Annotated in this window: 27 protein-coding genes and 1 tRNA gene; 17 read left to right on the top strand and 11 right to left on the bottom strand. The window is 63.9% G+C overall.

Annotated features, from left to right (window positions below):
- Window positions 1-286 precede the first annotated feature (286 nt).
- From rpsA to WC704_RS14095, 5 genes are all read left to right on the top strand, one after another.
- Window positions 287-2,014: a 30S ribosomal protein S1 gene (gene rpsA / locus WC704_RS14115; RefSeq protein WP_372890935.1), complete on the top strand. Its 1,728-nt coding sequence runs from the start codon at window positions 287-289 to the stop codon at window positions 2,012-2,014.
- Between the two features lie 158 nt (window positions 2,015-2,172).
- On the top strand, window positions 2,173-2,451 hold the full coding sequence (locus WC704_RS14110; RefSeq protein ID WP_372890933.1) for an integration host factor subunit beta: 279 nt from the start codon (window positions 2,173-2,175) through the stop codon (window positions 2,449-2,451).
- A gap of 44 nt (window positions 2,452-2,495) precedes the next feature.
- Window positions 2,496-2,581: transfer RNA gene (locus WC704_RS14105), tRNA-Leu, on the top strand.
- A 124-nt stretch (window positions 2,582-2,705) separates the two neighbouring features.
- The gene (locus tag WC704_RS14100) at window positions 2,706-4,157 is read left to right on the top strand and encodes an ABC transporter substrate-binding protein (protein WP_372890931.1); all 1,452 of its coding nucleotides are present in this window, start codon (window positions 2,706-2,708) and stop codon (window positions 4,155-4,157) included.
- Between the two features lie 27 nt (window positions 4,158-4,184).
- Complete coding sequence (locus WC704_RS14095; RefSeq protein WP_372891282.1) at window positions 4,185-4,595, top strand: DUF4112 domain-containing protein; 411 nt, start codon at window positions 4,185-4,187, stop codon at window positions 4,593-4,595.
- Window positions 4,596-4,617: 22 nt separating this feature from the next.
- On the opposite strand, the gene WC704_RS14090 is transcribed toward WC704_RS14095, so the two are convergent.
- The 8 genes from WC704_RS14090 to WC704_RS14055 form a co-directional block, all read right to left on the bottom strand.
- Window positions 4,618-5,331 (bottom strand): ribonuclease T, encoded by a 714-nt coding sequence (locus WC704_RS14090; RefSeq protein ID WP_372890929.1) that lies wholly within the window; start codon window positions 5,329-5,331, stop codon window positions 4,618-4,620.
- A 10-nt stretch (window positions 5,332-5,341) separates the two neighbouring features.
- On the bottom strand, window positions 5,342-6,187 hold the full coding sequence (gene nadC, locus WC704_RS14085; protein ID WP_372890927.1) for a carboxylating nicotinate-nucleotide diphosphorylase: 846 nt from the start codon (window positions 6,185-6,187) through the stop codon (window positions 5,342-5,344).
- Entirely contained in the window at window positions 6,184-7,185 is a 1,002-nt protein-coding gene (nadA, locus tag WC704_RS14080; protein WP_372890925.1) for a quinolinate synthase NadA, read from the bottom strand. The genes nadC and nadA overlap by 4 nt, the downstream gene beginning before the upstream one ends.
- A 51-nt stretch (window positions 7,186-7,236) precedes the next feature.
- A complete protein-coding gene (locus WC704_RS14075) occupies window positions 7,237-8,010 on the bottom strand; it encodes a hypothetical protein (protein WP_372890923.1) in 774 nt (257 codons plus the stop codon).
- A 74-nt stretch (window positions 8,011-8,084) separates the two neighbouring features.
- On the bottom strand, window positions 8,085-8,768 hold the full coding sequence (locus tag WC704_RS14070; protein ID WP_372890921.1) for a DUF4230 domain-containing protein: 684 nt from the start codon (window positions 8,766-8,768) through the stop codon (window positions 8,085-8,087).
- A complete protein-coding gene (locus tag WC704_RS14065) occupies window positions 8,765-9,622 on the bottom strand; it encodes an MBL fold metallo-hydrolase (RefSeq protein WP_372890919.1) in 858 nt (285 codons plus the stop codon). The genes WC704_RS14070 and WC704_RS14065 overlap by 4 nt, the downstream gene beginning before the upstream one ends.
- A 55-nt stretch (window positions 9,623-9,677) precedes the next feature.
- Window positions 9,678-11,213 (bottom strand): M56 family metallopeptidase, encoded by a 1,536-nt coding sequence (locus WC704_RS14060; protein WP_372890917.1) that lies wholly within the window; start codon window positions 11,211-11,213, stop codon window positions 9,678-9,680.
- Window positions 11,210-11,578, bottom strand: a complete 369-nt coding sequence (locus WC704_RS14055; RefSeq protein ID WP_372890915.1) for a BlaI/MecI/CopY family transcriptional regulator — start codon at window positions 11,576-11,578, stop codon at window positions 11,210-11,212. The genes WC704_RS14060 and WC704_RS14055 overlap by 4 nt, the downstream gene beginning before the upstream one ends.
- A 128-nt stretch (window positions 11,579-11,706) precedes the next feature.
- Here WC704_RS14055 and WC704_RS14050 point away from each other — a divergent pair, with 128 nt between their 5' ends.
- The 8 genes from WC704_RS14050 to WC704_RS14015 all read left to right on the top strand — a co-directional run bounded on the left by WC704_RS14050 (window position 11,707) and on the right by WC704_RS14015 (window position 18,955).
- On the top strand, window positions 11,707-12,402 hold the full coding sequence (locus tag WC704_RS14050; RefSeq protein ID WP_372890913.1) for a VIT family protein: 696 nt from the start codon (window positions 11,707-11,709) through the stop codon (window positions 12,400-12,402).
- A gap of 74 nt (window positions 12,403-12,476) precedes the next feature.
- Window positions 12,477-13,178, top strand: a complete 702-nt coding sequence (locus WC704_RS14045; protein ID WP_372890911.1) for a CoA transferase subunit A — start codon at window positions 12,477-12,479, stop codon at window positions 13,176-13,178.
- A complete protein-coding gene (locus WC704_RS14040; protein WP_372890909.1) occupies window positions 13,175-14,068 on the top strand; it encodes an HAD family acid phosphatase in 894 nt (297 codons plus the stop codon). Before WC704_RS14045 ends, WC704_RS14040 begins: the two co-directional genes overlap by 4 nt.
- Window positions 14,068-14,703, top strand: a complete 636-nt coding sequence (locus WC704_RS14035) for a CoA transferase subunit B (protein WP_372890907.1) — start codon at window positions 14,068-14,070, stop codon at window positions 14,701-14,703. Before WC704_RS14040 ends, WC704_RS14035 begins: the two co-directional genes overlap by 1 nt.
- Window positions 14,700-15,635 (top strand): alpha/beta hydrolase, encoded by a 936-nt coding sequence (locus tag WC704_RS14030; RefSeq protein ID WP_372890905.1) that lies wholly within the window; start codon window positions 14,700-14,702, stop codon window positions 15,633-15,635. The genes WC704_RS14035 and WC704_RS14030 overlap by 4 nt, the downstream gene beginning before the upstream one ends.
- 48 nt (window positions 15,636-15,683) lie before the next feature.
- Window positions 15,684-17,132: a 3-isopropylmalate dehydratase large subunit gene (gene leuC / locus WC704_RS14025; RefSeq protein ID WP_372890903.1), complete on the top strand. Its 1,449-nt coding sequence runs from the start codon at window positions 15,684-15,686 to the stop codon at window positions 17,130-17,132.
- A 229-nt stretch (window positions 17,133-17,361) separates the two neighbouring features.
- A complete protein-coding gene (gene leuD / locus WC704_RS14020; RefSeq protein WP_372891280.1) occupies window positions 17,362-17,991 on the top strand; it encodes a 3-isopropylmalate dehydratase small subunit in 630 nt (209 codons plus the stop codon).
- Window positions 17,954-18,955: an NADPH:quinone oxidoreductase family protein gene (locus WC704_RS14015; RefSeq protein ID WP_372890901.1), complete on the top strand. Its 1,002-nt coding sequence runs from the start codon at window positions 17,954-17,956 to the stop codon at window positions 18,953-18,955. Before leuD ends, WC704_RS14015 begins: the two co-directional genes overlap by 38 nt.
- A 15-nt stretch (window positions 18,956-18,970) precedes the next feature.
- Here WC704_RS14015 and WC704_RS14010 read toward each other — a convergent pair whose 3' ends face one another.
- Window positions 18,971-20,350, bottom strand: a complete 1,380-nt coding sequence (locus WC704_RS14010) for an Nramp family divalent metal transporter (protein WP_372890899.1) — start codon at window positions 20,348-20,350, stop codon at window positions 18,971-18,973.
- Between the two features lie 263 nt (window positions 20,351-20,613).
- Between WC704_RS14010 and WC704_RS14005 the strand changes: the two genes are divergently transcribed.
- From WC704_RS14005 to WC704_RS13990, 4 genes are all read left to right on the top strand, one after another.
- Window positions 20,614-20,937 (top strand): DUF1476 domain-containing protein, encoded by a 324-nt coding sequence (locus WC704_RS14005; RefSeq protein ID WP_372890897.1) that lies wholly within the window; start codon window positions 20,614-20,616, stop codon window positions 20,935-20,937.
- Window positions 20,937-21,176, top strand: coding sequence for a BolA/IbaG family iron-sulfur metabolism protein (locus WC704_RS14000; protein ID WP_010402646.1), 240 nt, complete (start codon window positions 20,937-20,939; stop codon window positions 21,174-21,176). Before WC704_RS14005 ends, WC704_RS14000 begins: the two co-directional genes overlap by 1 nt.
- A 4-nt stretch (window positions 21,177-21,180) precedes the next feature.
- On the top strand, window positions 21,181-21,516 hold the full coding sequence (gene grxD, locus WC704_RS13995; RefSeq protein ID WP_372890895.1) for a Grx4 family monothiol glutaredoxin: 336 nt from the start codon (window positions 21,181-21,183) through the stop codon (window positions 21,514-21,516).
- A gap of 266 nt (window positions 21,517-21,782) precedes the next feature.
- Window positions 21,783-23,450, top strand: a complete 1,668-nt coding sequence (locus WC704_RS13990) for a thiamine pyrophosphate-binding protein (RefSeq protein WP_372890893.1) — start codon at window positions 21,783-21,785, stop codon at window positions 23,448-23,450.
- 33 nt (window positions 23,451-23,483) lie between these two features.
- On the opposite strand, the gene WC704_RS13985 is transcribed toward WC704_RS13990, so the two are convergent.
- Window positions 23,484-23,654 (bottom strand): CsbD family protein, encoded by a 171-nt coding sequence (locus WC704_RS13985; RefSeq protein ID WP_029622322.1) that lies wholly within the window; start codon window positions 23,652-23,654, stop codon window positions 23,484-23,486.
- Window positions 23,655-23,794: 140 nt separating this feature from the next.
- A complete protein-coding gene (locus WC704_RS13980) occupies window positions 23,795-24,556 on the bottom strand; it encodes an alpha/beta hydrolase (protein ID WP_372890890.1) in 762 nt (253 codons plus the stop codon).
- Between the last annotated feature and the right edge of the window lie 54 nt (window positions 24,557-24,610).

The raw sequence follows: 24,610 nt of genomic DNA, 5'->3' as shown, positions 1-24,610 counted from the left end.
TCTTTCTAGCGTTGGTATAGACATTGGCACCGCGCCTTCAACGCCGCGCTACGGCTTGCCCGCAATGGCATCCTGCGCTATAGCGCGATCGTCCGGTGAGCGGTGTTCACGGAGGCTGGCGCGACAGGCATGTCCTCTCGCGCCCTTTTCGCATTCGCGCGACTTGTCCCTCCCTACCCTCCGATCGACGGATGTCGGGTTGCGCATACGGCCAGCCCGACACCATAGGCCAAGACCGCCGGAGACAACCGGCTGGCCGGAACATGATTTAGGAATACAACACTTTATGGCCACTCAGGCAAACCCAACTCGCGACGATTTCGCCGCCCTGCTCGAAATGACTCTCGGCGGTGCCGACAGCTTCGAAGGTCGCGTCGTCAAGGGCACCGTTACCGCGATCGAGAACGACCTCGCCGTCATCGATGTCGGCTTGAAGTCGGAGGGCCGCGTGCCGCTGCGCGAGTTCGCGATGCCGGGCCAGAAGGCTGACCTGAAGGTCGGCGATGAAGTCGAAGTGTTCGTTGACCGCGTCGAGAACGTCCACGGCGAAGCGATGCTGTCGCGCGACCGCGCCCGCCGCGAAGCCGCCTGGGACACGCTCGAAACCGAATTCGCCAAGACCGCCCGCGTTGAGGGTGTTATCTTCGGTCGCGTCAAGGGCGGTTTCACCGTTGACCTCAACGGTGCCGTGGCCTTCCTGCCGGGTTCGCAGGTCGACATCCGCCCCGTGCGCGATGTCACCCCGCTGATGGACATCCCGCAGCCGTTCCAGATCCTGAAGATGGACCGCAAGCGCGGCAACATCGTCGTGTCGCGTCGCGCGATCCTCGAAGAAACCCGCGCCGAGCAGCGTTCGGGCCTGATCCTCAGCCTCGCTGAAGGCCAGATCATCGACGGCGTCGTGAAGAACATCACCGATTACGGTGCGTTCGTTGACCTGGGCGGCATTGACGGCCTGCTGCACGTCACCGACCTCAGCTACAAGCGCGTCGGCCATCCGTCGGAAGTGCTGAACATCGGCGATACCGTCCGCGTTCAGATCATCCGCATCAACAAGGACACCCAGCGCATCTCGCTCGGCATGAAGCAGCTCGAGAGCGATCCGTGGGAAGGCGCCGCCGCCAAGTATCCGGTCGGCGCGAAGCTGTCGGGCCGCGTTACGAACATCACCGAATATGGTGCGTTCGTCGAGCTCGAGCCGGGCATCGAAGGCCTGGTCCACGTGTCCGAAATGTCCTGGACCAAGAAGAACGTCCATCCCGGCAAGATCGTTTCGACCTCGCAGGAAGTCGACGTTGTCGTCATCGAAGTCGATCCCGACAAGCGCCGTATTTCGCTTGGCCTCAAGCAGGCGATCAGCAACCCGTGGGAGGCCTTCGCCGAAGCGCATCCGATTGGTTCGACCGTTGAAGGCGAAGTCAAGAACGCGACCGAATTCGGCCTGTTCATCGGCCTCGACAACGATGTCGACGGCATGGTCCACATGTCGGACATCGCCTGGGGCGTGTCGGGCGAAGACGCGCTCAACCTGCATCGCAAGGGTGAGGTCGTTCAGGCGATCGTGCTCGACATCGATGCTGAGAAGGAGCGCATTTCGCTTGGCATGAAGCAGCTTGAGCGTGGTGCTCCGGCAGCCGGTGTAGCAGCAGCGGGCGGCAACGCTTCGTCGGGCCTGAGCAAGAACGCCATCGTCACGGTCACCGTGCTCGAAGTCCGCGATGCGGGCCTCGAAGTGCAGGTTGGCGACGACGGCGCGACCGGCTTCATCAAGCGCACCGATCTCGGCCGCGATCGCGACGAGCAGCGTCCGGAGCGGTTCCAGACCGGCCAGAAGTTCGATGCGATGGTGACCGGTTTCGATCGTTCGAAGAAGCCGACCTTCTCGATCAAGGCGATGCAGATCTCCGAAGAGAAGCAGGCCGTGGCGCAGTATGGCTCGTCCGACTCGGGTGCGTCGCTGGGCGACATCCTCGGCGCCGCGCTCAAGGCGCAAGGGGCCGACAGCAAGAAGTAAGGCCAAAGGACGGGGCTATTCATCCAAATGGAGTAGCCCCGTCCTGTCTTTTTACGTCGTTTCGTGTCTATCGTTTCCCATAGACTTACGATAAATAAAGTCCGAAGCGGCCACTTCATTCGATTGGAACCAGGCTGCGGCGGCAAGGAAACGACGCGATGATCCGATCAGAACTGGTACAAATATTGGCAGCCGAAAATCCCGATCTGTCGCTGCGCGACATCGAGGCGCTGGTTACTACCTTTTTCGATGAAATCACCAAACGGCTGGCCGTGGGAGGCCGTGTCGAATTGCGCGGTTTTGGTGCCTTTTCCACCCGCGCACGCGATGCGCGCACCGGGCGCAACCCACGTACCGGCGAATTGGTCGATGTGGACGCCAAGCGCGTCCCCTATTTCAAGCCGGGCAAGGAAATGCGCGCGCGCCTCAACGTCTAAGCGACTTGACGCAGCGGTCACGGTACGCTTGGAACGTCATTCAAGCGGACGTGGCGAAATTGGTAGACGCACGGGACTTAAAATCCCTCGCCCTCAGGGTGTGCGGGTTCGAGTCCCGCCGTCCGCACCATTTAATATCTAAAGACTCGCCCGAATCCGCAATCCAGCGCAAAGGAAGCGCATGAGCTGGGTGGCACCAGCGGCTGCGGGGTGGCACAATGGCAGGGATGACACACCGCCACCCGCACCGATCAATGCGCCGTATCATCGAGGTTGCCGCGCTAACCCTGCTTGCCGGTTGCGGCCCGCGTGCCGATGACGGGCCAGTCACCGTCAGCGCGATCGGAGGTGCCCCGGCGCTCGTCGATCCGGCGCGCGGGGTGCTCGACACACCCGCACGGGTGATGCTCGATTCGACCGCGCAAGGCCTGGTACGCTTCGATGCAAGCGGCCAGATCGAACCCGGCATCGCCGAGCGCTGGAGCGTGATCGACCAGGGTAAAAGCTATATCTTCCGCCTGCGCGACGGCGAGTGGAATGACGGCGAGCGCGTGGCCGCCGCAGACGTGGTCAAGGTGCTACGCCATCAAATCGCGAGCAATTCCCGCAACATCCTGCGTCCCTATTTGACCGCGATCGACGAGATCGTGGAAATGACGCCGGAAGTGATCGAAATCCGCCTGAAACGCCCACGTCCCGATCTGCTCAAGCTGTTCGCCCAGCCCGAACTCGCGATCTTTCGAGCGCGGCCTCCCAGTGGCAGCGGCCCGTTCCGCGCCACGGCCCAGCGCGGGCGCGGCATTCTGCTCCGCCCGGCGTTCGATCCAGCGCGCAGCCCCGACGACGAAGTGGTCGAACCGCCCGCCGCTGCCAATATCCATCTGATTGGGGAACGGGCGGCGCGCGCGATCGTCCGCTTCGAACGGCGTGAGGCACAACTCGTCACGGGGGGAACCTTTACCGATTGGCCCTTGGTGGCGCTCAGCCAGGTGGCACCGCTCAACCGCCGCATGGATCCGGCTGCCGGGCTGTTCGGGCTTGCGATCGTAAATCGCGACGGCGTCCTTGCCGACCCCGCCAATCGCGCGGTGATCGCCCGCGCGATCGACCGCGCCGCCTTCACCACGGCCATTTCATCCGATTGGGCGGTGATCTCGCAATTGCTGCCCGAGCAGCTCGATTCCGCCGCGCCGCCTGCGGTCCCGGATTGGGCCCAACCCGCCGCCGACACAGACCCGAGTCCCACGGCCCGCATCGCGCAGTGGAAAGGCGCGCATCCAGGCGAGGTCCGGCTGCGGATCGCCTTGCCCGATGGTCCGGGCGCTACGTTGCTCTACGGTTATGTCGGCGCGGCGTTGGTCTCGCTTGGCATCGTGCCCGAACGGGTTGCCGCCAATGCCCCGGCGGACCTGCGCCTGATCGACGAGGTCGCGCCCTATGACAGCGGTCGCTGGTACGTCGCAACCGCTTGCCAGCCTTGCAGCGAAGCCGCGCAAACCGCCATCGACGCCGCCCGCGATGCGGACTCGCCACGGATGCGCGCGCAACAAATCGCGGCGGCTGACGCGGCACTCGCCAACGATGTCGCCTTCATCCCGATCGCCCGTCCGCTACGCTGGTCGCTGGTCAGCGTGCGATTGAAGGCGTGGACCGGGAACTCGCGGGCGTGGCACCCGTTGAATCATCTCCGCAGCGACACCAATTGAGATGACATGGCCAACACCACCACGCGCATGAGCCCCCCGCCCCTCGGCGCCCTCGCCTCCAGCTATGCCGGGCGCGATCCGGCGGCGGTGCGCAAGCGGATCGAGGCGATGGAGCATTTGCTCGAAGGGCTGTTCACGGTCCCGCTGCTCAACCGCAAGATCGGGCTCGACGTGATTCTTGACCTGATCCCGATCGGTGGTGACGCGATCGGTGCCGCGATGGGCGCGTGGATGGTGTGGGAGGCGCGCAACCTCGGCATGTCCAAGCTGCAGATGGCGCGGATGTTCGGCAATGTCGGGATCGATTTTCTGCTGGGGCTGATCCCCGTGGTAGGCGCGGTTCCCGATTTCCTGTTTCGTTCGAACACGCGCAACCTGAAAATCATCAAGCGCCACCTGGACAAGCACCATCCATCGACTGCCGTTATCAACGGCTGATGGTGCTTCTCCGGGGTAGTGCTCAGCGCTTTCCCCGCCAGATTTTCACCGTCGCATTGTCGGCGACGCCGCCAGAGCCCGCCTCACAGCGCGTATAGGCAAAGCGTTTGTCGAGACACAGCCACAGCTCGTCCAGCCATCCCCGGTCATTGACGGTGACGCGTACGGCCTTGGCCGGAACGCCGGGATTGGCCGCCGCAATCGCCTCGGCCAACTGCCCGGCGTTGAGCGGAGTGCGCGACAGCGCATCCATATCGGGGTAACGCAGCTTGGCATAAAGGCCGGTCGATTTGCTGAAATAGGCATCGGGCGTGGTGCCCATGCAGGTGCCGTGCTTGGCCCATTCATGCTGAAGCAATTGCGGCGAGGGAGTCGAGCAGACATGCTGCTTGATGAGCGTCGTCGGCAACAACGCGGTGGCGGTGCAATATTGCGGCCACTCCTTGCCCACCCCGTCCGGCCACAGGCCGTGCAGCGTAAAGCCGAAGCGATTGCCGCTTTGGCACTGGAACTTGGCGGAGGGATCGCGGAAATTCTTGTGGCAATATTCCGGGGCCCAGGTCAGCGCGAGCGTGTAGCCGGTAATCGGACGCAACCGTTGCGGCTGACTGGCTGAAGCGACATCGGGGTGTGGACGCGGCAACGTTGCGGGAACGGTGCATTGCAGGCTTTGCGCATTCGCCGCGACCGGCAGCATCGCCAGCGCCCCGCATCCGATCGCCAGGTAAATCCGCATCGTCCGCCCTTTATGCTGCTGTAAAATCCAGCCCGATATCGGCTGCCGGAGCCGATTGCGTCAAGCGCCCGACGCTGACATAGGTCACGCCGGTTTCCGCAATCGCGCGGATCGTGTCGAGCCGCACCCCACCCGAAGCTTCGGTCGGTACGCGCGCCGCAACCTGCGTTACCGCCGTGCGCAGCGTCGGCACGTCCATATTATCGAGCAACAGATGCGTCGCCCCTGCTGCCAACGCCGGTTCGATCTGGTCGAGCGCATCCACCTCGACGATGATCCGCACGATTCCCGCCGCTTTCGCGCGTGCGACTGCCGGGCCGACCCCGCCCGCCACCGCAACGTGATTGTCCTTTATCATCGCGGCATCCCACAGGCCCATGCGATGATTGGTCGCCCCACCCATCCGCGTCGCATATTTCTCCAGCGCGCGCAGGCCGGGAATGGTCTTGCGCGTGTCGAGCAGCGTGGCGCCAGTGCCCGCAATCGCATCGACATAAGCGCGCGTCATCGTCGCGATGCCCGAGAGATGCTGCACCGTGTTGAGCGCCGATCGTTCCGCCGTCAGCATCGCGCGGGCGAACCCGTGCAACCGCAGCACATCGGTCCCAGCCGGCACGCTCTGCCCGTCCTCGACCAGCCGCTCGATCTCCACATCGGGGTCAAGCGCTCGGAAGAAGGCCTCGGCGATCGGCAGCCCGGCGACGACGATGGCATCACGGCTGTCCATCACCCCGGTAAAACGCGCATCCGCCGGGATGACGGCGGCAGAGGTAATGTCCCCGCCCGGCCCCAAATCCTCGGCGAGCGTGGCTTGCACGAAGCCCGCAAGGTCGAAACGGTCGAGCTGAAAGGTCATGCCTTGATCGGACCAAGATCGCCCTGCCCGACCGTCCCGCTGGCCATCGCGAGCATCGCATCGAGGCTCTTCTTGGCCCGGAGCCGCAGCCCCTCCTCGATTTCCACGCGCGGGGTCAGGTCGCGCAACGCGAGATAGAGTTTTTCCAGCGTGTTCAGCGCCATGTACGGGCAGACATTGCAGTTGCAATTGCCGTCTGCGCCCGGCGCGCCGATAAAGGTCTTGAGCGGCGCCGCTTTCTCCATCTGGTGAATGATGTGCGGCTCGGTCGCGACGATCAGCGTGTCGCCCGCCATCGCATCGGCAAAGGCAAGAATGCCGCTGGTCGACCCGACATAATCGGCATGATCGAGAATGTAGGGCGGGCATTCGGGGTGCGCCGCGACCGGCGCGCCGGGGTGCTGCAATTGCAGCTTGAGCAATTCGGTTTCGCTGAACGCCTCGTGCACGATGCACACGCCCGGCCACAACAGCATTTCGCGCCCGGTCTTGCGCGCCAGATACCCACCAAGGTTCTTGTCGGGCCCGAAGATGATCTTCTGGTCGAGCGGGATCTGGCTCAGGATCTTCTCCGCCGATGAAGACGTGACGATCACGTCGCTCAGCGCCTTCACCTCGGTCGAGCAATTGATGTAGGTCAGCGCGATATGATCGGGGTGTGCGGCGCGGAAGGCGGCGAACTGATCGGGCGGGCAGCTATCCTCAAGACTGCACCCGGCATCCATGTCGGGCAGCACGACGATCTTGTCGGGGCTGAGGATTTTGGCGGTTTCCGCCATGAAGCGCACGCCGCAAAAGGCGATAACATCGGCATCGGTGGCAGTAGCCTTCTTGGACAGATCGAGGCTGTCGCCGACGAAATCGGCCAGATCCTGAATTTCGGGTTTTTGGTAATAATGCGCGAGGATTACGGCGTTGCGGTCCTTGCGCAGTCGGTCGATCTCGGCTCTCAAATCGAGACCCGTCAGGCTTCCGCCGATACCACCACGTGCGTCCATCACCATGCTCCCGCGTTTACCGGCTTCACATGGACGCGCGGGGCCGCCCGATCAAGAGAGTGGCGGGAATGGCGGATAGGCAAGCGGGGCGACTGACGCCCCCGGAGAACCCGCCGTCGCCGCGTGATACAGCGCGGTGCCGACGGGACTGTAGGCGATCGCTTCGACCAGCAATGTCGATCCAACGATCGTGCCGAGGCCCCACCACCAGGCGGGATGCACTTTGCCGCTACGGCGCAGATCAGCGATGATACCGATGACGGGGAAGATCAACACCGCCAGAAAATCAACCTCATAGGCATAAGGGATCAGAAACGGCATCGGCAGCAACCGCCCGTATGCCGGGCCCAGCAACAGCGCCATCCCCGAGAAATGGAGCCGTCGGTGCCACTCCGTCTGCCGCCGCCGCACGATCGCCGCCGCCGTCAAACCGGCGAAAGTCAGGATCGATACGGGATTCAGCACCAGGAACAGAGCCGGCGGGAAGAAGAAGGGCGCATGGCCCAGCCGCACGAGGCGCACCGTCACCACCGTGCCGAGCACGACCATCGCGACGATCCAGCCCGCACCGATCCATCCCAGCCGCCGATGCAGCGTGATCGAGCCTCGCGCGACCAGCGCATTCTGCGTCACGTACAACACCACCCAGCCCATGAAAACCACGGCATGGGCATGGACAATCGGCGGCGAGGCGAAGCTGGAGCGCCCGGTAACGATCATCAACGAAAACCCCGCGACGACAATCGCCGCCATAATCAGCGAGGTGACGAAAAAGAACCGATCGTCTTTTGCAACAATCGGATGTGGTTCCGCTAAAGATGCCATGCCCGCCCCCCGACGAAACCGAATCGCTACGGTATCATACCATTGAAGGAGCGATTAAGGAACCGCGCGACGCGCTATTGCCGGTTTGCCAGCACCTCGGCGATGGATTTGGTTGTATCCCACACTTCGCTCGCGTCGCGCCCTTCGTCGGCAAAGCGCACCTTTACGATCGCATCAACACCGGCCGCCTTGAGCGGCAGCGCGAAGCTCCGCTCCACCGCGCGGCGCGTGGCATCACGGGCAAGGCGAATGGGCACCGCTTCATGCGCCTGACGAACCAGCTCGCTTTGCCCGGCGGCGCGGTCCGCGGCTTCAAGCCGGGCGTCGGCATCGGTGATCTTCGACAAAATCCCGCCTTCGCCATATTCACGGATCTGGGTGAGATCGATTTGCGGCGCCGATGCCTCCACCGCAGGCAAGACGACGCCGAGCGTCCGCGTCCTGGCGTCCCAGGTTACGTCCCGGGCGGACAATTTTGCCATATCGACGTGATATTCAACCGTCCCCGGCATGATGAGCGTCTTCTTGGCCTGCAAGCCGAATTGCGTCTGCGTCGATGTCGACACCGCGACGAACCGCGCCGCGAAGGCCGACAGGCGGTTCTGCTCGCGCAGCCCCTGCAGCGACCCGCTGGCGATGGTTACGGGATCGGGGCCCGCGAGCTTGTGCTCGACCATCGCGCCGATGCCCCACACCAATCCCAGAATGAACACCGCAATCAGCGCCAGCGCTGCTGCAAATTTGCCGACAAAGGTCATCCCGTCACGCTCCACACATCCCCCTCGGCAGAGACTTCACCGCGCTGCGCCAGATCGATCAAATGCGCCAGGACCGAACGCTCGGCGGCGGGAAACAAGCGACGGTCGATCCCGACATACATCCGCTCGACCATCGTGCTGATCGTGGCGGGGCCGGTGCGGAGCAACCGCAGGATTTGCCCCTCGCGTTGCTTACGATGCCCGAGCATTCCCCGCACCAGCCGCTGCGGATTGACAACGGGATCGCCATGCGCGGGGTAATAGATGCGGTCGTCGCGGTGCATCAGTTTCTCGAGGCTCGCCATATAGGCGGCCATGTCGCCATCGGGCGGCGAGACGATGCTGGTCGACCAACCCATGACATGATCGCCGGTGAACAGCGCCCGGCTCTCGGGCAGCGCGAAGGCAAGGTGATTGGAGGTGTGGCCGGGTGTGGCAAGCGCCGTCAGCGTCCAGCCATCCCCCGCCACGAAATCGCCCTCCGCCAGGATACGGTCTGCCACATAATCCCGGTCAAACGAAGCATCGCTACGAATGCCCTCATCATCAAGCGCGAGTGGTGCGCATCCCACAATCGGCGCACCGGTCACCGCCGCGAGCGGGCGCGAACCGGGGCTATGATCGCGGTGCGTGTGCGTCAGAAGGATCGCCCGTAGCGGGCGCCCGTCGATCGCCCGCATGATCGCGTCGATATGGTCGGGCGTATCGGGGCCAGGATCAATCACCGCGACGTCGGCGGTACCGACCAAATGCACCTGCGTGCCGGTGTGGGTGAAGGGCGACGGATTGGGGGCGAGCAAACGCGCGACAAGGGGCTCGAGTTGCTCGGGCACACCGGGAGATTGCTCGCTCATCCTATGGAGATGGCGGGTCGCGCGGGCGGACGCAAGCCCGCGCGACCCGGCGTGGTTATTGCACTTTGGCGATGTCCGCTTCGATCTCAGCGATGGCGGTGTCGATCCCTGCCACGGCTTGCGCGCGTGCCTCGGCCCCCATTTCGGGCGACCGCAGCATCTTTTCGCGCGCCGCGCGCAAGCCGGTCAGCGCCCCGGCATAGGCCTTGCGCTCGATATCCTTGCTGTTGGCCGCGATTGCCGCGCCCTCGGCAGCGACCTTTTCAATACGGTTCGAGCAAATGATGATGATTTTCTTGCCGTCTTTTTCACGGTGCAGAACCATTTGCCGTTGGTCGCCCTCAGGTTTGCAATCCGTGGTGGAGATTTCGGGAATGGTTTCCAGCCCGGAGATATTGTCCAGCGTCACCTTGCCGTCCTTGTCGCGCCGGATGACCCGAATGACCTTGTGATGGGTCTTGCCGTCATCGGAGATGGTCGTCGTCGTATCGGTGGTGGCCGTCGTGGTGGTGCGCGGCGGAGCCGGGGCCACGGGCGGCGCAGGAATAGCGACGGGTGATGGTTGCTCGGGAGCGGCAGCCGGAGCGGGCGGTGCCGATGATTGGTCGAGGCGTGCTAGATCGACACCGGTCGCGCTTTCAACCGAAGCGCGCACCTTGGCGGCGGCAGCGGTGCCCGACGCGGTCAGCCCCAGCCCTGCGGCCAGCAGCAGCGACAGCGCACCTGCGCCGCTTATCACGCGAACCGGCGAAATCTTGTTGGTCGTCAACATCCTCAATCTCCCTTTCAAATCATCGATGGTGTTAAGGTGGCACGTCGCCGAAACCGCACCGCCCAAAAAGGTCGGGTGCGCGGCCTTCAGGATCGCGCAAGCATAAGTGTGGCGGCGCATCGGGCTCATGCCGGCAAGCACCCGCGCGTCGTTGGCAATTTCCTGGTCGGCACGAAACGCGCGGAAGGCGCGCCAGGCGATGGGATTGAACCAGTGCAGCGCGAGCACCACCAATGCGACCCAATTGGCGATCAAGTCGCCGCGTGCATGGTGGCCAAGCTCATGCGCCAGCGCGAGATCACGCTCCTCGGGTTCGTAGCGCTCCGCGAAATCGCGCGGGAAGGCGACGTAGCGCCGCACGATCCCGAAGGCGAGCGGACCGCTCGCCGCCGCGGTTTCGATCACGCGTACCCCGCCGACATCCTCCGCGGCGGCAGTTTGATCGAGCAGGTGACGGCAGAAGCGAAAGTGCCGCAAACCGTTCCAGACCAGAAATCCGATCGCGCCTGCGATCCAAATGGCAGCCAGCAGCGGCGGCAGGAGCGATCCCCAAAAAGCCGATGCGGGGGCGGCCGCGCTTTCGCCGATCGGATCAACGAACAGGATGGTCACTTGCTCGCTTGCGCGCAGGATGGGGGCAACCGCCGCTTCGTGCCATGCGGCAGGAAGCGGCGGCAAAACCAGCCGGAGCGCCGGCAACAGCCACAAGGCATAAGCGATATCGGCGCCGAACAGCTTGCGCACCGGCGCGCGCAGCAGCAGCACCGCCACCATCAAAACGGTCGATGCGATCAACCCCTCGATGAGCCAGCCGATCATGCCTTCAGCTCCTTCAGCAACGCCTCGATCTCGGCAATGTCCTGTGCGGTGAGTTGGTCGCGTTCGGCGAGGTGCGCGACCAGCGGGCTCAGTTTGCCGCCGAACAGGCGGTCCATCAGCTTGCGCGATTCGCCCGCGACATAATCTTCGCGTTGCACCAGCGGACGATAGCGATAGCGCCTGCCATCTTCCTCATGCGCAATGATATTCTTGGCGAGCAATCGCCCGAGCAGGGTCTTGACGGTATTGGCGGTCCAGTCCCGCGTGGTCGGAATGCGCTCCGCCACGTCCTGCGCGGTAAGCGGGCTTTCGTCCCACAACACTTCCATCACCGCGTGTTCGGCATCGCTGATCCGCTCGGCCATTCGACTCGACTCCGTATTGACTACAACCGTAATCGTATCGTTTACGTTCGTAGTCAACACCCAATTCTGCCCTACCGGATCGGGATTGCCGCTGGCGCGCCGCGTCGCGCCGGGCTAGGCCCCGGAGCATGATTAGGCACGGCGAAAGACATGTGGTTCAGCGGATCGGCTGGCTGCGCGCGGCGGTTCTCGGCGCGAATGACGGCTTGCTGTCGACCGCGAGCTTGATCGTCGGCGTCGCCGCCGCCGCCGTGCAAAGCCAGAGCGCGATCCTCGCCACCGGTATCGCCGGGCTGGTGGCGGGTGCGATGTCGATGGCGGCGGGCGAATATGTATCGGTCAGCTCGCAGGCCGATACCGAAGCGGCCGACCGCGCGCGCGAAGCGGCGGAATTGCAGGACGACCCCAAAGCCGAAACCAACGAATTGGCGGCAATCTATCGCCAACGCGGGCTCGACAAGGCGCTGGCGATGCAGGTCGCCGAACAATTGATGGCGCACGATGCCCTGGGTGCGCACATGCGCGACGAACTCGGCATTCACGAAGCGATCGAAGCACGCCCGGTACAGGCTGCGCTTGCTTCCGCCGCAAGTTTTGCGGTCGGCGCGATTTTCCCGGTGCTGATGGCCTTCCTGTTCCGCGGCACCGCGCTGATCGAGGCGGTGGTCGTCGCGACGTTGTTCCTGCTGGCCGCGCTCGGGGCAGCGGGCGCCCATGTCGGCGGGGCGAGCCTGTGGAAGGGCGCGCTGCGCGTCCTGTTCTGGGGTGCGCTCGCAATGGCGGTTACGGCCGGGATCGGGCATGTCTTCGGAGCGCAGATCTAGGCCGCGTCGCCGGTCACTTGACCGCTTGGCCTCGCCAGCCCTAATCGACCCGAAAAAATTGAAAGGCCCCGCCGATGCGCAAGCTTTACCCCGACGCCGCCGCTGCCCTGGAGGGGGTACTTCACGATGGAATGACGATCTGCGCAGGCGGATTCGGCCTGTGCGGCATTCCCGAGCGGTTGATCGACGCGATCCGCGATGCCGGAACCAAGGACCTGACGATTGCCAGCAACAATGCCGGTATCGACGGCGAGGGCCTCGGCAAATTGCTGCGCACGCGCCAGGTGAAGAAGATGATCTCGTCTTATGTCGGCGAGAATAAGGAGTTTGAGCGGCAATATCTGTCGGGCGAGCTGGAGGTGGAATTCTGCCCGCAAGGCACGCTGGCCGAGCGGTGCCGCGCTGGCGGTGCGGGCATTCCCGGCTTCTACACCAAGACCGGCGTCGGCACGCTTGTCGCCGAAGGCAAGGAAGTGAAGAGCTTCGACGGCGAAGACTATATCCTCGAACGCGGTATCCGCGCCGACCTTGCCATCATCAAGGGCTGGAAGGCCGATGAAAGCGGCAATTTGATTTTCCGTAAGACCGCGCGCAACTTCAATCAGCCAATGGCGACGGCAGGCAAGGTGTGTGTCGCCGAGGTCGAGGAAATCGTACCCGTAGGCACGCTCGACCCCGATGGCATTCATTTGCCGGGAATTTACGTCCAGCGGCTTATCCTTGGCGCGCCATACGACAAGAAGATCGAATTCCGCACCGTCCGCGAGGCGGCGTGACCGTTTTGGCGGAGGCCGCTTCCACCAGCCGACGAGGCATACCGGTAGCGCTTGCCGTGGCGCTTGCGGGCTGCGCGACGGTGCCGCGTGGCGCGCCGACGCCACCGGTCGCTTCGGTCCCCCCGGCCATGCAATATCTTTACGGCTCGGGTGAAGCGGCGGCACAAGCGGCGCAAGCGTGGCGCGGGCTGGTTTCGTTCGTCGCGCAACAAGTCGCGGCGCCCCCCACCGACTCTGCCGTTCTCGCCGCCGATGCCACGCTGGCCGATCCCAAATGGGTCCCATGCGGCACCAAACCCAAGGCTGCGGTGTTCGACGTGGATGAAACCGTGCTGCTCAACCTTGGCTTCGAGGCCAACGATGCGTTGCACCCCGCGCCGTACAGCGCGAAACTCTGGGATGCCTGGGAACGCACTGGCGGCAGCAAGGTCGCCGCGCAGCCGGGGGCAATAACCGCGCTCGCGGCGCTGCGGAAGCTGGGCGTGACGGTGATCTTCAATACCAACCGCGCCGCCGCCAATGCCGATGCGACCCGGATGACGATCGAAGGGGCCGGCCTTGGCCCCGCGCTTCACGGCGAAACGCTGTATCTTTCGGGCGACGACGCGGCGGGTAGCCGCAAGGACGGCCGCCGCGCCACGATCGCGGCGCGCTATTGCGTCCTCGCAATGGGTGGCGATCAGCTTGGCGATTTCAGCGATTTGTTCAACAGCGGCCTGTCGCCCGCCGCCCGTCGCGCAGCCGTATTGGACGGGCGCATCGCCGCCAAATTCGGCGCGGGCTGGTTCGCTTTTCCCAACCCCGTTTACGGCACCGCGCTGAAGGGGGGATTTGACGATGTCTTCCCCGCCGACACGCGTTGGACGCCGCCTGCTACTGGAGAGAAATAATGGCCTGGACTCGGGATGAAATGGCGGCGCGCGCCGCACGCGAATTGCAGGACGGGTTTTACGTCAACCTCGGCATCGGAATCCCGACCCTGGTCGCCAATCACATTCCTGCTGGAGTCGAGGTTACGCTCCAATCCGAAAACGGTATGCTGGGCATCGGCCCCTTCCCGCTTGCCGGTGAAGAGGATGCAGACCTTATCAATGCCGGAAAGCAAACCATCAGCGAATTGCCCCAAAGCGCCTATTTCAGTTCATCCGACAGCTTCGCGATGATCCGTGGCGGCCATATCGACCTGACCGTGCTCGGCGCGATGGAAGTCGCGGAAAATGGCGACATCGCCAACTGGATGATCCCGGGCAAGATGATAAAAGGCATGGGCGGCGCGATGGACCTGGTCGCGGGCGTCAAGAAGATCATCGTGGTGATGGAGCACACCTCCAAAAATGGCGATCCGAAATTCATCCCCGCCTGCACTTTGCCGCTGACGGGCAAGAATGTCGTCGATATGATTATCACCGATCTCGCCGTGTTCCAGCGACCCGACCATCAATCGCCGTTCAAACTGATCGAGATGGCCCCCGGCGTTTCCGCCGACGACATCGCCGCGAAAACCACCGCCCGGTATGTAGGGTGAAACGCTGGCTGCTCGGCGCGGTGTTGGCAATCGGCGCGGTCGCCGCGGCGGTTGCCATATTCGTGTCCCCGCCGGGCATCCTCAGCCTGCTCGATGCGTTGGCGGGTGGCGGGCGCGGCGTTTCGCGCCCCGGCACGGCGATTCCCTTCGGAAGCCACGGCCAGACGCTCGACATATGGCGACCGACCGAGGGCGGTGCGGGCCCGCGCCCCGTCGTGATCTTCTGGTATGGCGGTGGCTGGGTTGATGGCAACCGCGCCGCTTATGCCTTTGCCGCACGCGCCTTTGCGCGCGCCGGGTTCGTCGTGGTCGTGCCCGATTATCGCAAGGTTCCCGCAATCCGCTTCCCCGCAATGCTGCAGGACGGCGCGCAGGCGGTGCAATGGACGCGCGACCATATCGCCGATTTTGGCGGGGACCCGGCGCGTATCGCGCTGTCGGGGCATTCGGCGGGGGCCTATACCGTTGCGATGCTGACGCTCGATCGCCGCTGGCTGGCCGCCGAAGGCGTTGACCCGGCGATCGTGCGCGCGGCGGTTCCGCTATGTGGCCCCTATGATTTTTATCCGTGGACCTCGGACCGGGCGCGCGCGGCGTTCAAGGGGGTTGCAAACCCGGCGATGACACAGCCGATCCATTTCGCCCGCGCCGACGCGCCACCGATGTTGCTGGTCACGGGCACAGCCGACACGACGGTACGGCCCCGCAACGCGCTCCGTCTGGCGGCGGCATTGCGGGCGCTTCATGCCCCCGTTGCCGTCCGCAATTACCCCGATCAAACGCACGAAGCGATCGTCATGGCGCTGTCTTTGCCGTTTCGAGCGCGCTCGCCGGTCTTGAGCGACGCCGTTGCCTTCCTGCACGACATGCTTCCTGCGCAGGGGAGCGCTTCACCTCGAAATGGCGCACACGAACGGTCGGCTGCGCAATAAACAGCGCGTAAAACTTGCAGCGACGCAGTTTTCGGTTAAAGCCCGCGCATGGCTAGCCGTCCCCTCACCTTGTACGAAAAGATCTGGGCCGATCACGTCGTGGAACGCCGCGACGATGGCACGTGCCTGATCTATATCGATCGCCACCTCGTCCATGAGGTGACCAGTCCCCAGGCTTTTTCGGGCCTTCGCGCCAATGGGCGCACGGTGCGGCGCCCGGACCTTACGCTGGCGGTGCCTGACCACAATTTGCCGACGACGGCACGGCGCGATGCAACCGGCGCGCGCCTGCCGATTGCCGACCCCGAAAGCGCCGCGCAACTCGACGCGCTGGAGCGCAACACCGCCGATTTCGGCATCGACTATATCGATGCGACCGCGCCCGAACAAGGCATTGTCCATGTCGTCGGCCCCGAACAGGGCTTTACGCTGCCCGGCACGACATTGGTATGCGGCGATAGCCACACTTCGGCGCATGGCGCGATGGGCGCGCTCGCCTTCGGGATCGGCACGAGCGAGGTCGAGCACGTGCTCGCCACCCAGACCTTGCTGCTCAGCCAGTCGAGGACAATGGAAATTCGCGTCGACGGCACGCTCGGCTTCGGCATCACCCCCAAGGACGTGATCCTTGCGATCATCGGCAAGATTGGCGCGGCGGGTGGCACCGGCCATGTGCTGGAATATACCGGATCGATTATCCGTGACATGTCGATCGAGGGACGTCTGACGATCGCCAATATGTCGATCGAGGCGGGTGCGCGGTCCGGCCTGGTTGCGCCCGACGAAACCACCTTTGCCTATCTCAAAGGGCGCCCGCTGGCCCCGGCTGGCAACGATTGGGACAAGGCCATCGCCTATTGGCGCACATTGCCGAGCGACGCTGGCGCACGCTATGACCGCACCGTCACGCTCGACGCGACCGACATTGCTCCCTTGTTGACCTGGGGCACCAGCCCCGAGGACGTTGTCGCGATCACCGGCATCGTGCCCGATCCGGACAGTTTCGAAGACCCGGCCAAGCGCGATGCCGCGCGCAAGTCGCTCGCCTATATGGGCCTGGCCCCCGGAACCGCGATGCAGGATGTCGGGATCGATTATGTGTTTATCGGCAGTTGCACCAACAGCCGGATCGAGGACCTGCGCGCCGCCGCCGCCGTCGCCAACGGTCGCCACGTGGCCGACGGTGTCCACGCCCTCGTCGTGCCGGGCTCCGGGCTGGTAAAGCGGCAAGCCGAAGCCGAGGGGCTCGATCGCATCTTCCTTGCCGCCGGTTTCGAATGGCGCGAACCCGGCTGTTCGATGTGTCTCGCGATGAACCCCGACAAGGTGCCCGCCGGGCAACGCTGCGCTTCCACTTCCAATCGCAATTTCGTAGGGCGGCAGGGTCCGGGGGCGCGAACGCATCTCTTGTCCCCGGCAATGGCGGCGGCAGCGGCGGTTACGGGCAAATTGTCCGACGTACGCGACCTGGTGAAATATCCCGTGGGAGGGGGTTGAATATGAAGCGTGTTCTGGTTGTGCTCATCATGGGCACCGTGTTGAGCGGTCTCGCCGCTTATGCCGCCACTGCAAGGACCAGCGCGATTGGCGTGTCGGTCACCAAATAGCGACCGGAAGGCGGCACCGACGCTTGTGCCTTGCCTGATCGGTCGGCAGACTGGGAAAGTGCCATGACGAAAATGTTCCGCAGCGCCTCGGGCGGATGTGCTCAGGCGAGCGCGCGGTGATGCAGCCGGTAACCCGCGTATCGGGCACGGCCTACCCCTGGGGCCAGAAGAACGTCGATACCGACGTCATCATCCCCGCACACTGGCTCAAGACCGTTACGCGCGAAGGGCTTGGCCGGGGCGCCTTCGAAACCGTGCGCGCACAGACAGACAACGTGTTCGACGATCCACGCTATGCCGGCGCACCGATCCTGATCGCAGGCGACAATTTCGGCTGCGGATCGAGCCGCGAACATGCCGCCTGGGCGCTGGCCGATATGGGCATCACCGCCGTTATCGCGCCAAGCTTCTCCGACATTTTTTCCGGCAACGCCTTCAAGAACGGCATCGTCACCGTCGTACTGCCGCAGGATGCGATCGACCGGCTGATCGAGGTCGCGCAGGACCAGCCGATCACCGTCGATCTTGAAACGATGACGGTTACCACCCCCTATCAGGACCGTTTTCCGTTCGAACTGGATGCCTTCCGCCGCCAATGCCTGATGGAGGGGCTGGACGAAGTCGGCCTCACACTGGCAAGAGATACCCAGATTTCGAAATACGAAGCCGGGGTAGCAGAACACCGGCCGTGGATGAACGGAGAACGGGCACATGCGGGCATTGTTGTCGAAGGCACCGGGCGGACCTGAAACACTAGTTATCGACGATCTGCCGGATCCCGTCGCCGGCCCCGGCCAGGTGGTGGTCGCGGTCAAGGCCTGCTCGATCAACTATCCCGACGTCCTCATCATCGAGGACAAATATCAGTTCAAACCGCCCCGCCCGTTCGCGCCGGGTAGCGAAATCGCCGGGGTTATCGACAGCGTCGGCGCAGACGTCACCGACTGGAAGCCCGGCGATCGCGTGATCGCGATGACCGGATCGGGTGGCCTGGTTGAAAAGATCGCCCTGCCCGTCGCCAGCCTGTACCGTTTGCCGGAAGGCCGCAGCTTCGCCGAAGGTGCGTCGCTGTTGCTGACCTATGGCACCACGATCCACGCCCTGCTCGACCGCGGGCATCTGGCCGAGGGGCAGACGTTGCTCGTGCTGGGCGCAGCAGGTGGCGTTGGGCTGGCTGCGGTAGAGCTTGGCAAGGCCTTCGGCGCGCGCGTGGTCGCGGCGGTGTCGTCCGAGGAAAAGGCCGAGGCCGCCCGGCAAGCCGGCGCCGACGACACCATCGTCTATGCCCGCGCGCCGTTCGACAAGGACCAATCCAAGGCCCTGGCCGAGCAGTTCAAGGCGGCTGGCGGCAAGGGCGGCTATAACGTGATCTACGATCCCGTTGGCGGCGACTATGCCGAGCCTGCGCTGCGGTCTATCGGCTGGGAGGGGCGGTATCTGGTGGTCGGCTTTCCCGCCGGCATCCCCAAATTGCCGCTCAACCTCACCCTGCTCAAAAGCTGCGACGTGTGCGGCGTGTTCTGGGGTGCGTTCGCGGCGCGCGACCCGGAGGCCAATCGCGCGCATATCGAGCGGCTGTTCTTGCTGTGGCAAGACGGCCAGATCGCGCCGCGCGTCACCGAAACCTTCGCCTTTGCGGATGGTGGCAAAGCCATCGCCAAGATGGCCGCACGCGCGGCCATCGGCAAGCTCGTGGTGACGGTGTCGGAGTAGTTTGGGTTTCGATGCCTACCCTTCCCAGGCGGGCGCCCGGGAAGGGCTGAGGAAGCGGACATATCCCGCAAATCCAACAAAAGCCCCCGCCATCGCGCCAACCCAGACCGCGCCGATCGTCTGCCACAAAAGATAGACGTTCAACGCCGCGATCACCGTGCAGATTGCGTAGCCAATCACCTTGACCCAAAGGGGATTGGCGTACTCCCCCATCCGCGCGCGGCTGCTCGTCACCATCATCAATGGGAAGATCGCGAAGGGCAATTGCATCGACAGCACGACCTGGCTGATGACCAGCAATGCAACGGTATCTTTGCCGCCCGTCGCCGAAATCACGATCAGCGCCGGGATGATCGCGAGCGAGCGCGTCACCAGCCGCCGCAACCACGGCGCGATGCGAATGTGGAGGAAGCCCTCCATCACGATTTGCCCGGCAAGCGTTCCTGTAATGGTGCTCGACTGGCCCGACGCGAGCAACGCCACCGCGAACGCCGTCGCCGCAGCTCCGCCCAGCGCCGGACGCAGCAACTGGTGCGCGTCCTGCAATTCCGTCACCACGACGCCGCTGCGCCAGAACACCGCCGCCGCGAGTACAAGAATCGCTGCGTTGACGAAAAACGCGGCCCCCAGCGCCAGCACCGTATCAATCGTGTTGAACGCCAGCGCCGCCCTGACGTCGCGCACACCCTTGCCGAACGCCCGCGTCTGCACGATCGCCGAGTGCAGATACAGGTTATGCGGCATGACGGTCGCGCCCAATATGCCCAGTGCAACGACCAAAGCCGCTTGATTCGGGATCGATGGCGTGACCGCGCCGAGCGCAACCGCGCCCCAATCGGGCTTCGCAAGATAGATCGTATAGGCAAAGCACAACGCGATGGTGGACACGAGCGCGATCACCACCGCCTCGATCTTGCGGAATCCCCAATTGATCAGCAGCAGCAACAACAACACATCAAACCCGGTGACCAGCACGCCCCATAACAACGGCAAGCCCAGCAACAGGTTCAGGGCAACCGCCGAGCCAACCACCTCCGCCAGATCACAAGCGATGATGGCGATCTCGCACAGCAGCCACAGGGCGATCACCACCGGCTTTGGATAATAATCGCGGCACGATTGCGCCAGGTCGCGCCCGGTTACGATGCCGAGCCGCGCGCACAACACTTGCAGGAAAATCGCCATCAGGTTGGAGGCGAGGATCACCCACAACAGCGCATAACCGAACTGGCTGCCCCCGGCGAGATCGGTGCCCCAATTGCCGGGGTCCATATACCCCACCGAAACCATGAAGCCCGGCCCGGCAAAGCCAAGCCATTGCCGCCAGCGCGGACGCCGGGCATCGCCGGTTTCCCACACCTTCAGCGTGCGATGCGCCTCGGGGAGCGACGGCATGAATGCGTTCTGATCGATAGGAGGCGGCGCAACCGCGCGCAGTAATCGTCCGGGAAAGATGGGCATCGGCAGTATGCAGTTCCCGATTAAGGCACAAGCGAACGGGCGTACTTATACCGCGCGCGACCGATTCAACCACCGTGAAGCCGCGCACGCAAGCCCGCTGTGCGACATTCGTACACGCTGGCATGGCGGACGTTGCGCACGGCCCGCGTCGCGCTTATCTCGGGGGAGATATTCGACAGGCCCAAGGGACCATCCACATGACCACTTTCGACGATCGCGAGCGCGCTTTTGAGACCCAATATGCCCGCGAAGAGGAAGTTGCCTTCCGCATCGTGGCACGGCGCAACCGTTTGCTCGGGCAATGGGCGGCAGCGCAAATGGGGCTGACGAAGGAAGAATCAGAGGCCTATGCCACCGCCGTCGTCCAGGCCGATTTCGAGGAAGCCGGCGACGAGGACGTGATTCGCAAGCTCGTCAGCGATCTGACCGCAGCCAATGTCGCGATCGACGAAGCCGCGATCCGGCGCACGATCGAGGAAAAGACGGTCGAGGCGCGCCGTCAGTTGATGGGTTCCGAATAATGCCGATGGCGGCGGACGAAATCGAGGCGTTGATCGTCGCGGGTATTCCCGATGCGCGCGTCGAAATGACCGATCTGGCGGGTGATGGCGACCATTGGGCGGCCCGTGTCACCGCCGAAAGTTTTCGCGGGCTACCCCGGCTGAAACAACAACGCGCGGTCTATGCCGCGCTTGGCGACCGCATGGGCGGGGTGTTGCACGCGCTGCAACTCACCACCGCCGTGCCTGTACAGGAGTGAAACGATGAGCACCGATCCAGACCAGACCCGTATCGCCGACCTTGTCGGCAAAAATGATGTCCTGCTGTTCATGAAGGGCAGCCCGCTGTTCCCGCAGTGCGGCTTTTCCAGCCGCGCGGTTGCGATCCTCAATCACCTCGGCGCCGAATTCGACAGCGTCGACGTGCTGCAGGATCAAGGCATCCGTCAGGGCATCAAGCAATTTTCGGATTGGCCGACGATTCCCCAGCTTTACGTAAAGGGCGAGTTTATCGGCGGCTCCGACATCATGATGGAAATGTACGAAAGCGGCGAACTCGCGACGCTGCTGGAGGAGCAGGGCCTGGTGAAGGCCGATTGATTGCCGGGTCGGGCGGGCCGCGCTGATGCGCCGGCCCGCCCTGCTGAAGCGATTACCGCTCGGCATAGTTTAGGTGTAGCAGGCTGCGTGCCAGATTCCCCAAAGCCCTGATTTTCTACAACTTTGGTAGTTAACGAATCCTTTGCACGACGCAGCCCTGTCAAAATTTCCGACATTCGCGGCTGCCCGGCCTGCTCCTTCTGCGCAAGTATGTGCTGCTCGTGAGCGCCCTACCCAAATCGTTACTTCGTCGCTAAAAACCGGCGATGACCCTCGCCCCTCTCCCCCGCACCGGCGGCCGTATCCTGGTCGATCAACTCGTCGCGCAAGGTTGCGACCGTATCTTCACCGTTCCCGGCGAGAGTTTCCTCGCGGTGCTCGATGCGCTGCACGACACGCCCGAAATCGATCTGGTGGTGTGCCGACAGGAAGGTGGCGTCGCCTTCATGGCCTGTGCCGATGGCGTGCTCACCGGGCGGCCGGGCGTCGCCTTCGTCACGCGCGGCCCGGGTGCGACCAATGCCTCCATCGGGGTGCATGTCGCCTGCCAAGACTCGCAGCCGATGGTGTTGTTCATCGGCGATGTCGATCGCGGGACCAAGGACCGCGAGGCGTTTCAGGAAATCGATTTTCCCGCGATGTTCGGCCCCATCGCCAAATGGGCCGCCAAGATCGACGATGCGCGCCGCATCCCCGAATATGTCGCGCGGGCCTGGAATGTGGCGATGAGCGGGCGGCCGGGGCCGGTGGTACTGGCGCTGCCCGAGGATATGCTGCTCGATCAGGTCGTGGCGGTGGATCGACCGAGGGTGGAGCGGGTGGATTCGATGCCCGATCCCGATCTGGTCGCGCGTGCGCTCGACGCCATCGGGCAGGCCAAGGCCCCGATGGCGATCGTCGGGGGTGCCGGTTGGGATTTGGCCGCCGGTGCCGCGTTCGGCCACTTCGCCCAGCTATGGGGCATTCCCGTCGCCGCAGCTTTCCGACGGCAGGATGCCATCCACAATACCCATAAGGTGTGGGCCGGCAACCTCGGTTATGGTCCAAACCCCAAACTGGTCGCGCGGATCAAGCAAGCCGACGTGCTTTTGGCGGTCGGTCCCCGCCTGGGAGAAGCGACCACCGACGGCTATACGCTCCTCACGCCCGATCATCCCGGCCAGACGCTCATTCACGTCCACCCCGATCCCAACGAATTGAACCGCACCTATCGCGCCGACATCGCAATCTGTGCGGGCATGTGGCCGATCGCCGACGCTCTGGTCAGCGCAGAGGAGCCGCCCGAGCCGCGCGCCGATGCACGAGAAGCCCATGCCGACTATCTCGCCTGGTCTACCCCTGCCCCGCGCGAAGGCGTGAAACTCGATCTCGGTCCGTGCGTCGCGGCGATGCGCGAACAGCTTCCGGCGGACAGCATCATTTGCAATGGCGCGGGCAATTATTCGGGCTGGTGGCACCGCTACTGGCGCTATGAGCGCAACAGCCAACTCGCCCCCACCGCAGGCGCGATGGGCTATGGCGTCCCCGCCGCCACCGCCGCCGCGCTGCGCCATCCGGACCGCACCGTCGTCGCGCTGGCGGGCGATGGTTGCTTCCTGATGAACGGCCAGGAACTCGCCACCGCAGTGGCGCACGGCGCGAATATGCTCGTCCTGGTGATCGACAATGGCGCTTACGGTACGATCCGAATGCACCAGGAGCGCGAATTTCCCGGTCGCGTGAGCGGCACTGTGCTCGCCAACCCCGACTTTGCGGCACTTGGCCGCGCTTATGGGTGCTGGGCCGAAACGGTCGAAACGACGGCGGAGTTCGCCCCGGCGCTTGCCCGCGCGATGGCACAGGACGGGGTGCGCCTGCTCCATCTCAAAACCGACGTCGAAACCATCACCGCCGGCACGACGCTGACCGCCATGAAAAAGGCCGCCTCGCGCTAGCGAAGCGGCCTCCTTTCACCAAGTTGGTCGGGCTTAGATATCGTCGCCGAGCGCGCCCTTGATCTTGCCTGCGGTCTGCTGGGCCTTGCCCTTCAGCTCCTGCGCGGCACCTTCGGCCTGCGTATCAGGATTGTCGCTATGCTGCTTGGCCTTGCCAATGGCTTCGTTGACGTTGCCTTTGATCTTGTCGATGAGTTCGCCCATGAGAGCTTCCTTTCCGTCCTACGCCGCGAAGTGGCGATGTCGGTGAGGCGACATCAGCGGCTTCTGGAAGTAAAACGGCTTGGAATCGAACAGGTTCCCAAGAACCTTATCGGCGCGAGCGTAGCGCTCACGCGTAGCTCCTATGGCGCCACCTTCTTAAGAAAGGCGAGCACAGGCTGCCAATTGCTCTCGGCACCCTTCGGATCCCGTTTTGCGATCAGCGTGGACGAACCATGTACGCCGTCTTTGGGTACATAGCGTGTTGCCAAGCCGGGCCGCATTGCACCGGCAATTCCCTTGGCCGCCGCAACCTCGTCCGAACTTGGCGACGATGTGATATAAGCCGGCACGGCTACCTTCGCCGCAGCCGCCCTTACCAGCGCCTTGTCGTCAAAATACTCTCCGGGAGAAAAGGCCAACACCGCCTTGATCTTGCCTGAATTTTTTACGGCAAGCGGGAATACGAGCGACGACGAATAGCTGCTGCCCCACACCACGACCGGCACGTGTTGCGCCACGCCCCAATCGACCGCCGCCTGCAAATCCTGCGCGGCATCGAGATAGCCCGGCTGGCCCGCGACATGCGCTGCGGTTTCATTCGCGCCGTATAGCGTGCCACCCGACCGTTGATCGATCGCCAAAGCGCTATACCCCGCCGCGACCAAACGCGGCGCAATCGTCGCATATTCTCCCTTGCCCGACCCCGCCTGATGAAACAGCAGAATGACGGCCTTGGGATGTGCTGCCGGATAATAGCTGCCGAAGACGGTGACGCCGTCCGCCGCCTTCAGATGCACCGCTTTCGCTTCCGCTGCAAAGGGTGCCGCGACAGCTTTTTCACCCGACGCCTCACAGGCCGTAACCGCGCTGACCGCGAACAGAATGGCGAAAATGCGGACCACGATCATTCCTCAACAAACAGGGGAGCAAAAGGGCGCCGGACACCATGTCCGACG

This window comes from Sphingomonas sp., assembly GCF_041661885.1.
Taxonomy (GTDB): Bacteria; Pseudomonadota; Alphaproteobacteria; order Sphingomonadales; family Sphingomonadaceae; genus Sphingomonas.
This window is presented reverse-complemented; position numbering and strand designations above follow the sequence as displayed.

Coding starts and splice junctions, on each gene's coding strand:
- rpsA (WP_372890935.1), top strand. CDS start 287: ATGGCCACTCAGGCAAACCCAACTCGCGACGATTTCGCCGCCCTGCTC.
- WC704_RS14110 (WP_372890933.1), top strand. CDS start 2,173: ATGATCCGATCAGAACTGGTACAAATATTGGCAGCCGAAAATCCCGAT.
- WC704_RS14100 (WP_372890931.1), top strand. CDS start 2,706: ATGCGCCGTATCATCGAGGTTGCCGCGCTAACCCTGCTTGCCGGTTGC.
- WC704_RS14095 (WP_372891282.1), top strand. CDS start 4,185: ATGAGCCCCCCGCCCCTCGGCGCCCTCGCCTCCAGCTATGCCGGGCGC.
- WC704_RS14090 (WP_372890929.1), bottom strand. CDS start 5,331: ATGCGGATTTACCTGGCGATCGGATGCGGGGCGCTGGCGATGCTGCCG.
- nadC (WP_372890927.1), bottom strand. CDS start 6,187: ATGACCTTTCAGCTCGACCGTTTCGACCTTGCGGGCTTCGTGCAAGCC.
- nadA (WP_372890925.1), bottom strand. CDS start 7,185: ATGGACGCACGTGGTGGTATCGGCGGAAGCCTGACGGGTCTCGATTTG.
- WC704_RS14075 (WP_372890923.1), bottom strand. CDS start 8,010: ATGGCATCTTTAGCGGAACCACATCCGATTGTTGCAAAAGACGATCGG.
- WC704_RS14070 (WP_372890921.1), bottom strand. CDS start 8,768: ATGACCTTTGTCGGCAAATTTGCAGCAGCGCTGGCGCTGATTGCGGTG.
- WC704_RS14065 (WP_372890919.1), bottom strand. CDS start 9,622: ATGAGCGAGCAATCTCCCGGTGTGCCCGAGCAACTCGAGCCCCTTGTC.
- WC704_RS14060 (WP_372890917.1), bottom strand. CDS start 11,213: ATGATCGGCTGGCTCATCGAGGGGTTGATCGCATCGACCGTTTTGATG.
- WC704_RS14055 (WP_372890915.1), bottom strand. CDS start 11,578: ATGGCCGAGCGGATCAGCGATGCCGAACACGCGGTGATGGAAGTGTTG.
- WC704_RS14050 (WP_372890913.1), top strand. CDS start 11,707: ATGATTAGGCACGGCGAAAGACATGTGGTTCAGCGGATCGGCTGGCTG.
- WC704_RS14045 (WP_372890911.1), top strand. CDS start 12,477: ATGCGCAAGCTTTACCCCGACGCCGCCGCTGCCCTGGAGGGGGTACTT.
- WC704_RS14035 (WP_372890907.1), top strand. CDS start 14,068: ATGGCCTGGACTCGGGATGAAATGGCGGCGCGCGCCGCACGCGAATTG.
- leuC (WP_372890903.1), top strand. CDS start 15,684: ATGGCTAGCCGTCCCCTCACCTTGTACGAAAAGATCTGGGCCGATCAC.
- leuD (WP_372891280.1), top strand. CDS start 17,362: ATGCAGCCGGTAACCCGCGTATCGGGCACGGCCTACCCCTGGGGCCAG.
- WC704_RS14015 (WP_372890901.1), top strand. CDS start 17,954: ATGCGGGCATTGTTGTCGAAGGCACCGGGCGGACCTGAAACACTAGTT.
- WC704_RS14010 (WP_372890899.1), bottom strand. CDS start 20,350: ATGCCGTCGCTCCCCGAGGCGCATCGCACGCTGAAGGTGTGGGAAACC.
- WC704_RS14005 (WP_372890897.1), top strand. CDS start 20,614: ATGACCACTTTCGACGATCGCGAGCGCGCTTTTGAGACCCAATATGCC.
- WC704_RS14000 (WP_010402646.1), top strand. CDS start 20,937: ATGCCGATGGCGGCGGACGAAATCGAGGCGTTGATCGTCGCGGGTATT.
- grxD (WP_372890895.1), top strand. CDS start 21,181: ATGAGCACCGATCCAGACCAGACCCGTATCGCCGACCTTGTCGGCAAA.
- WC704_RS13990 (WP_372890893.1), top strand. CDS start 21,783: ATGACCCTCGCCCCTCTCCCCCGCACCGGCGGCCGTATCCTGGTCGAT.
- WC704_RS13985 (WP_029622322.1), bottom strand. CDS start 23,654: ATGGGCGAACTCATCGACAAGATCAAAGGCAACGTCAACGAAGCCATT.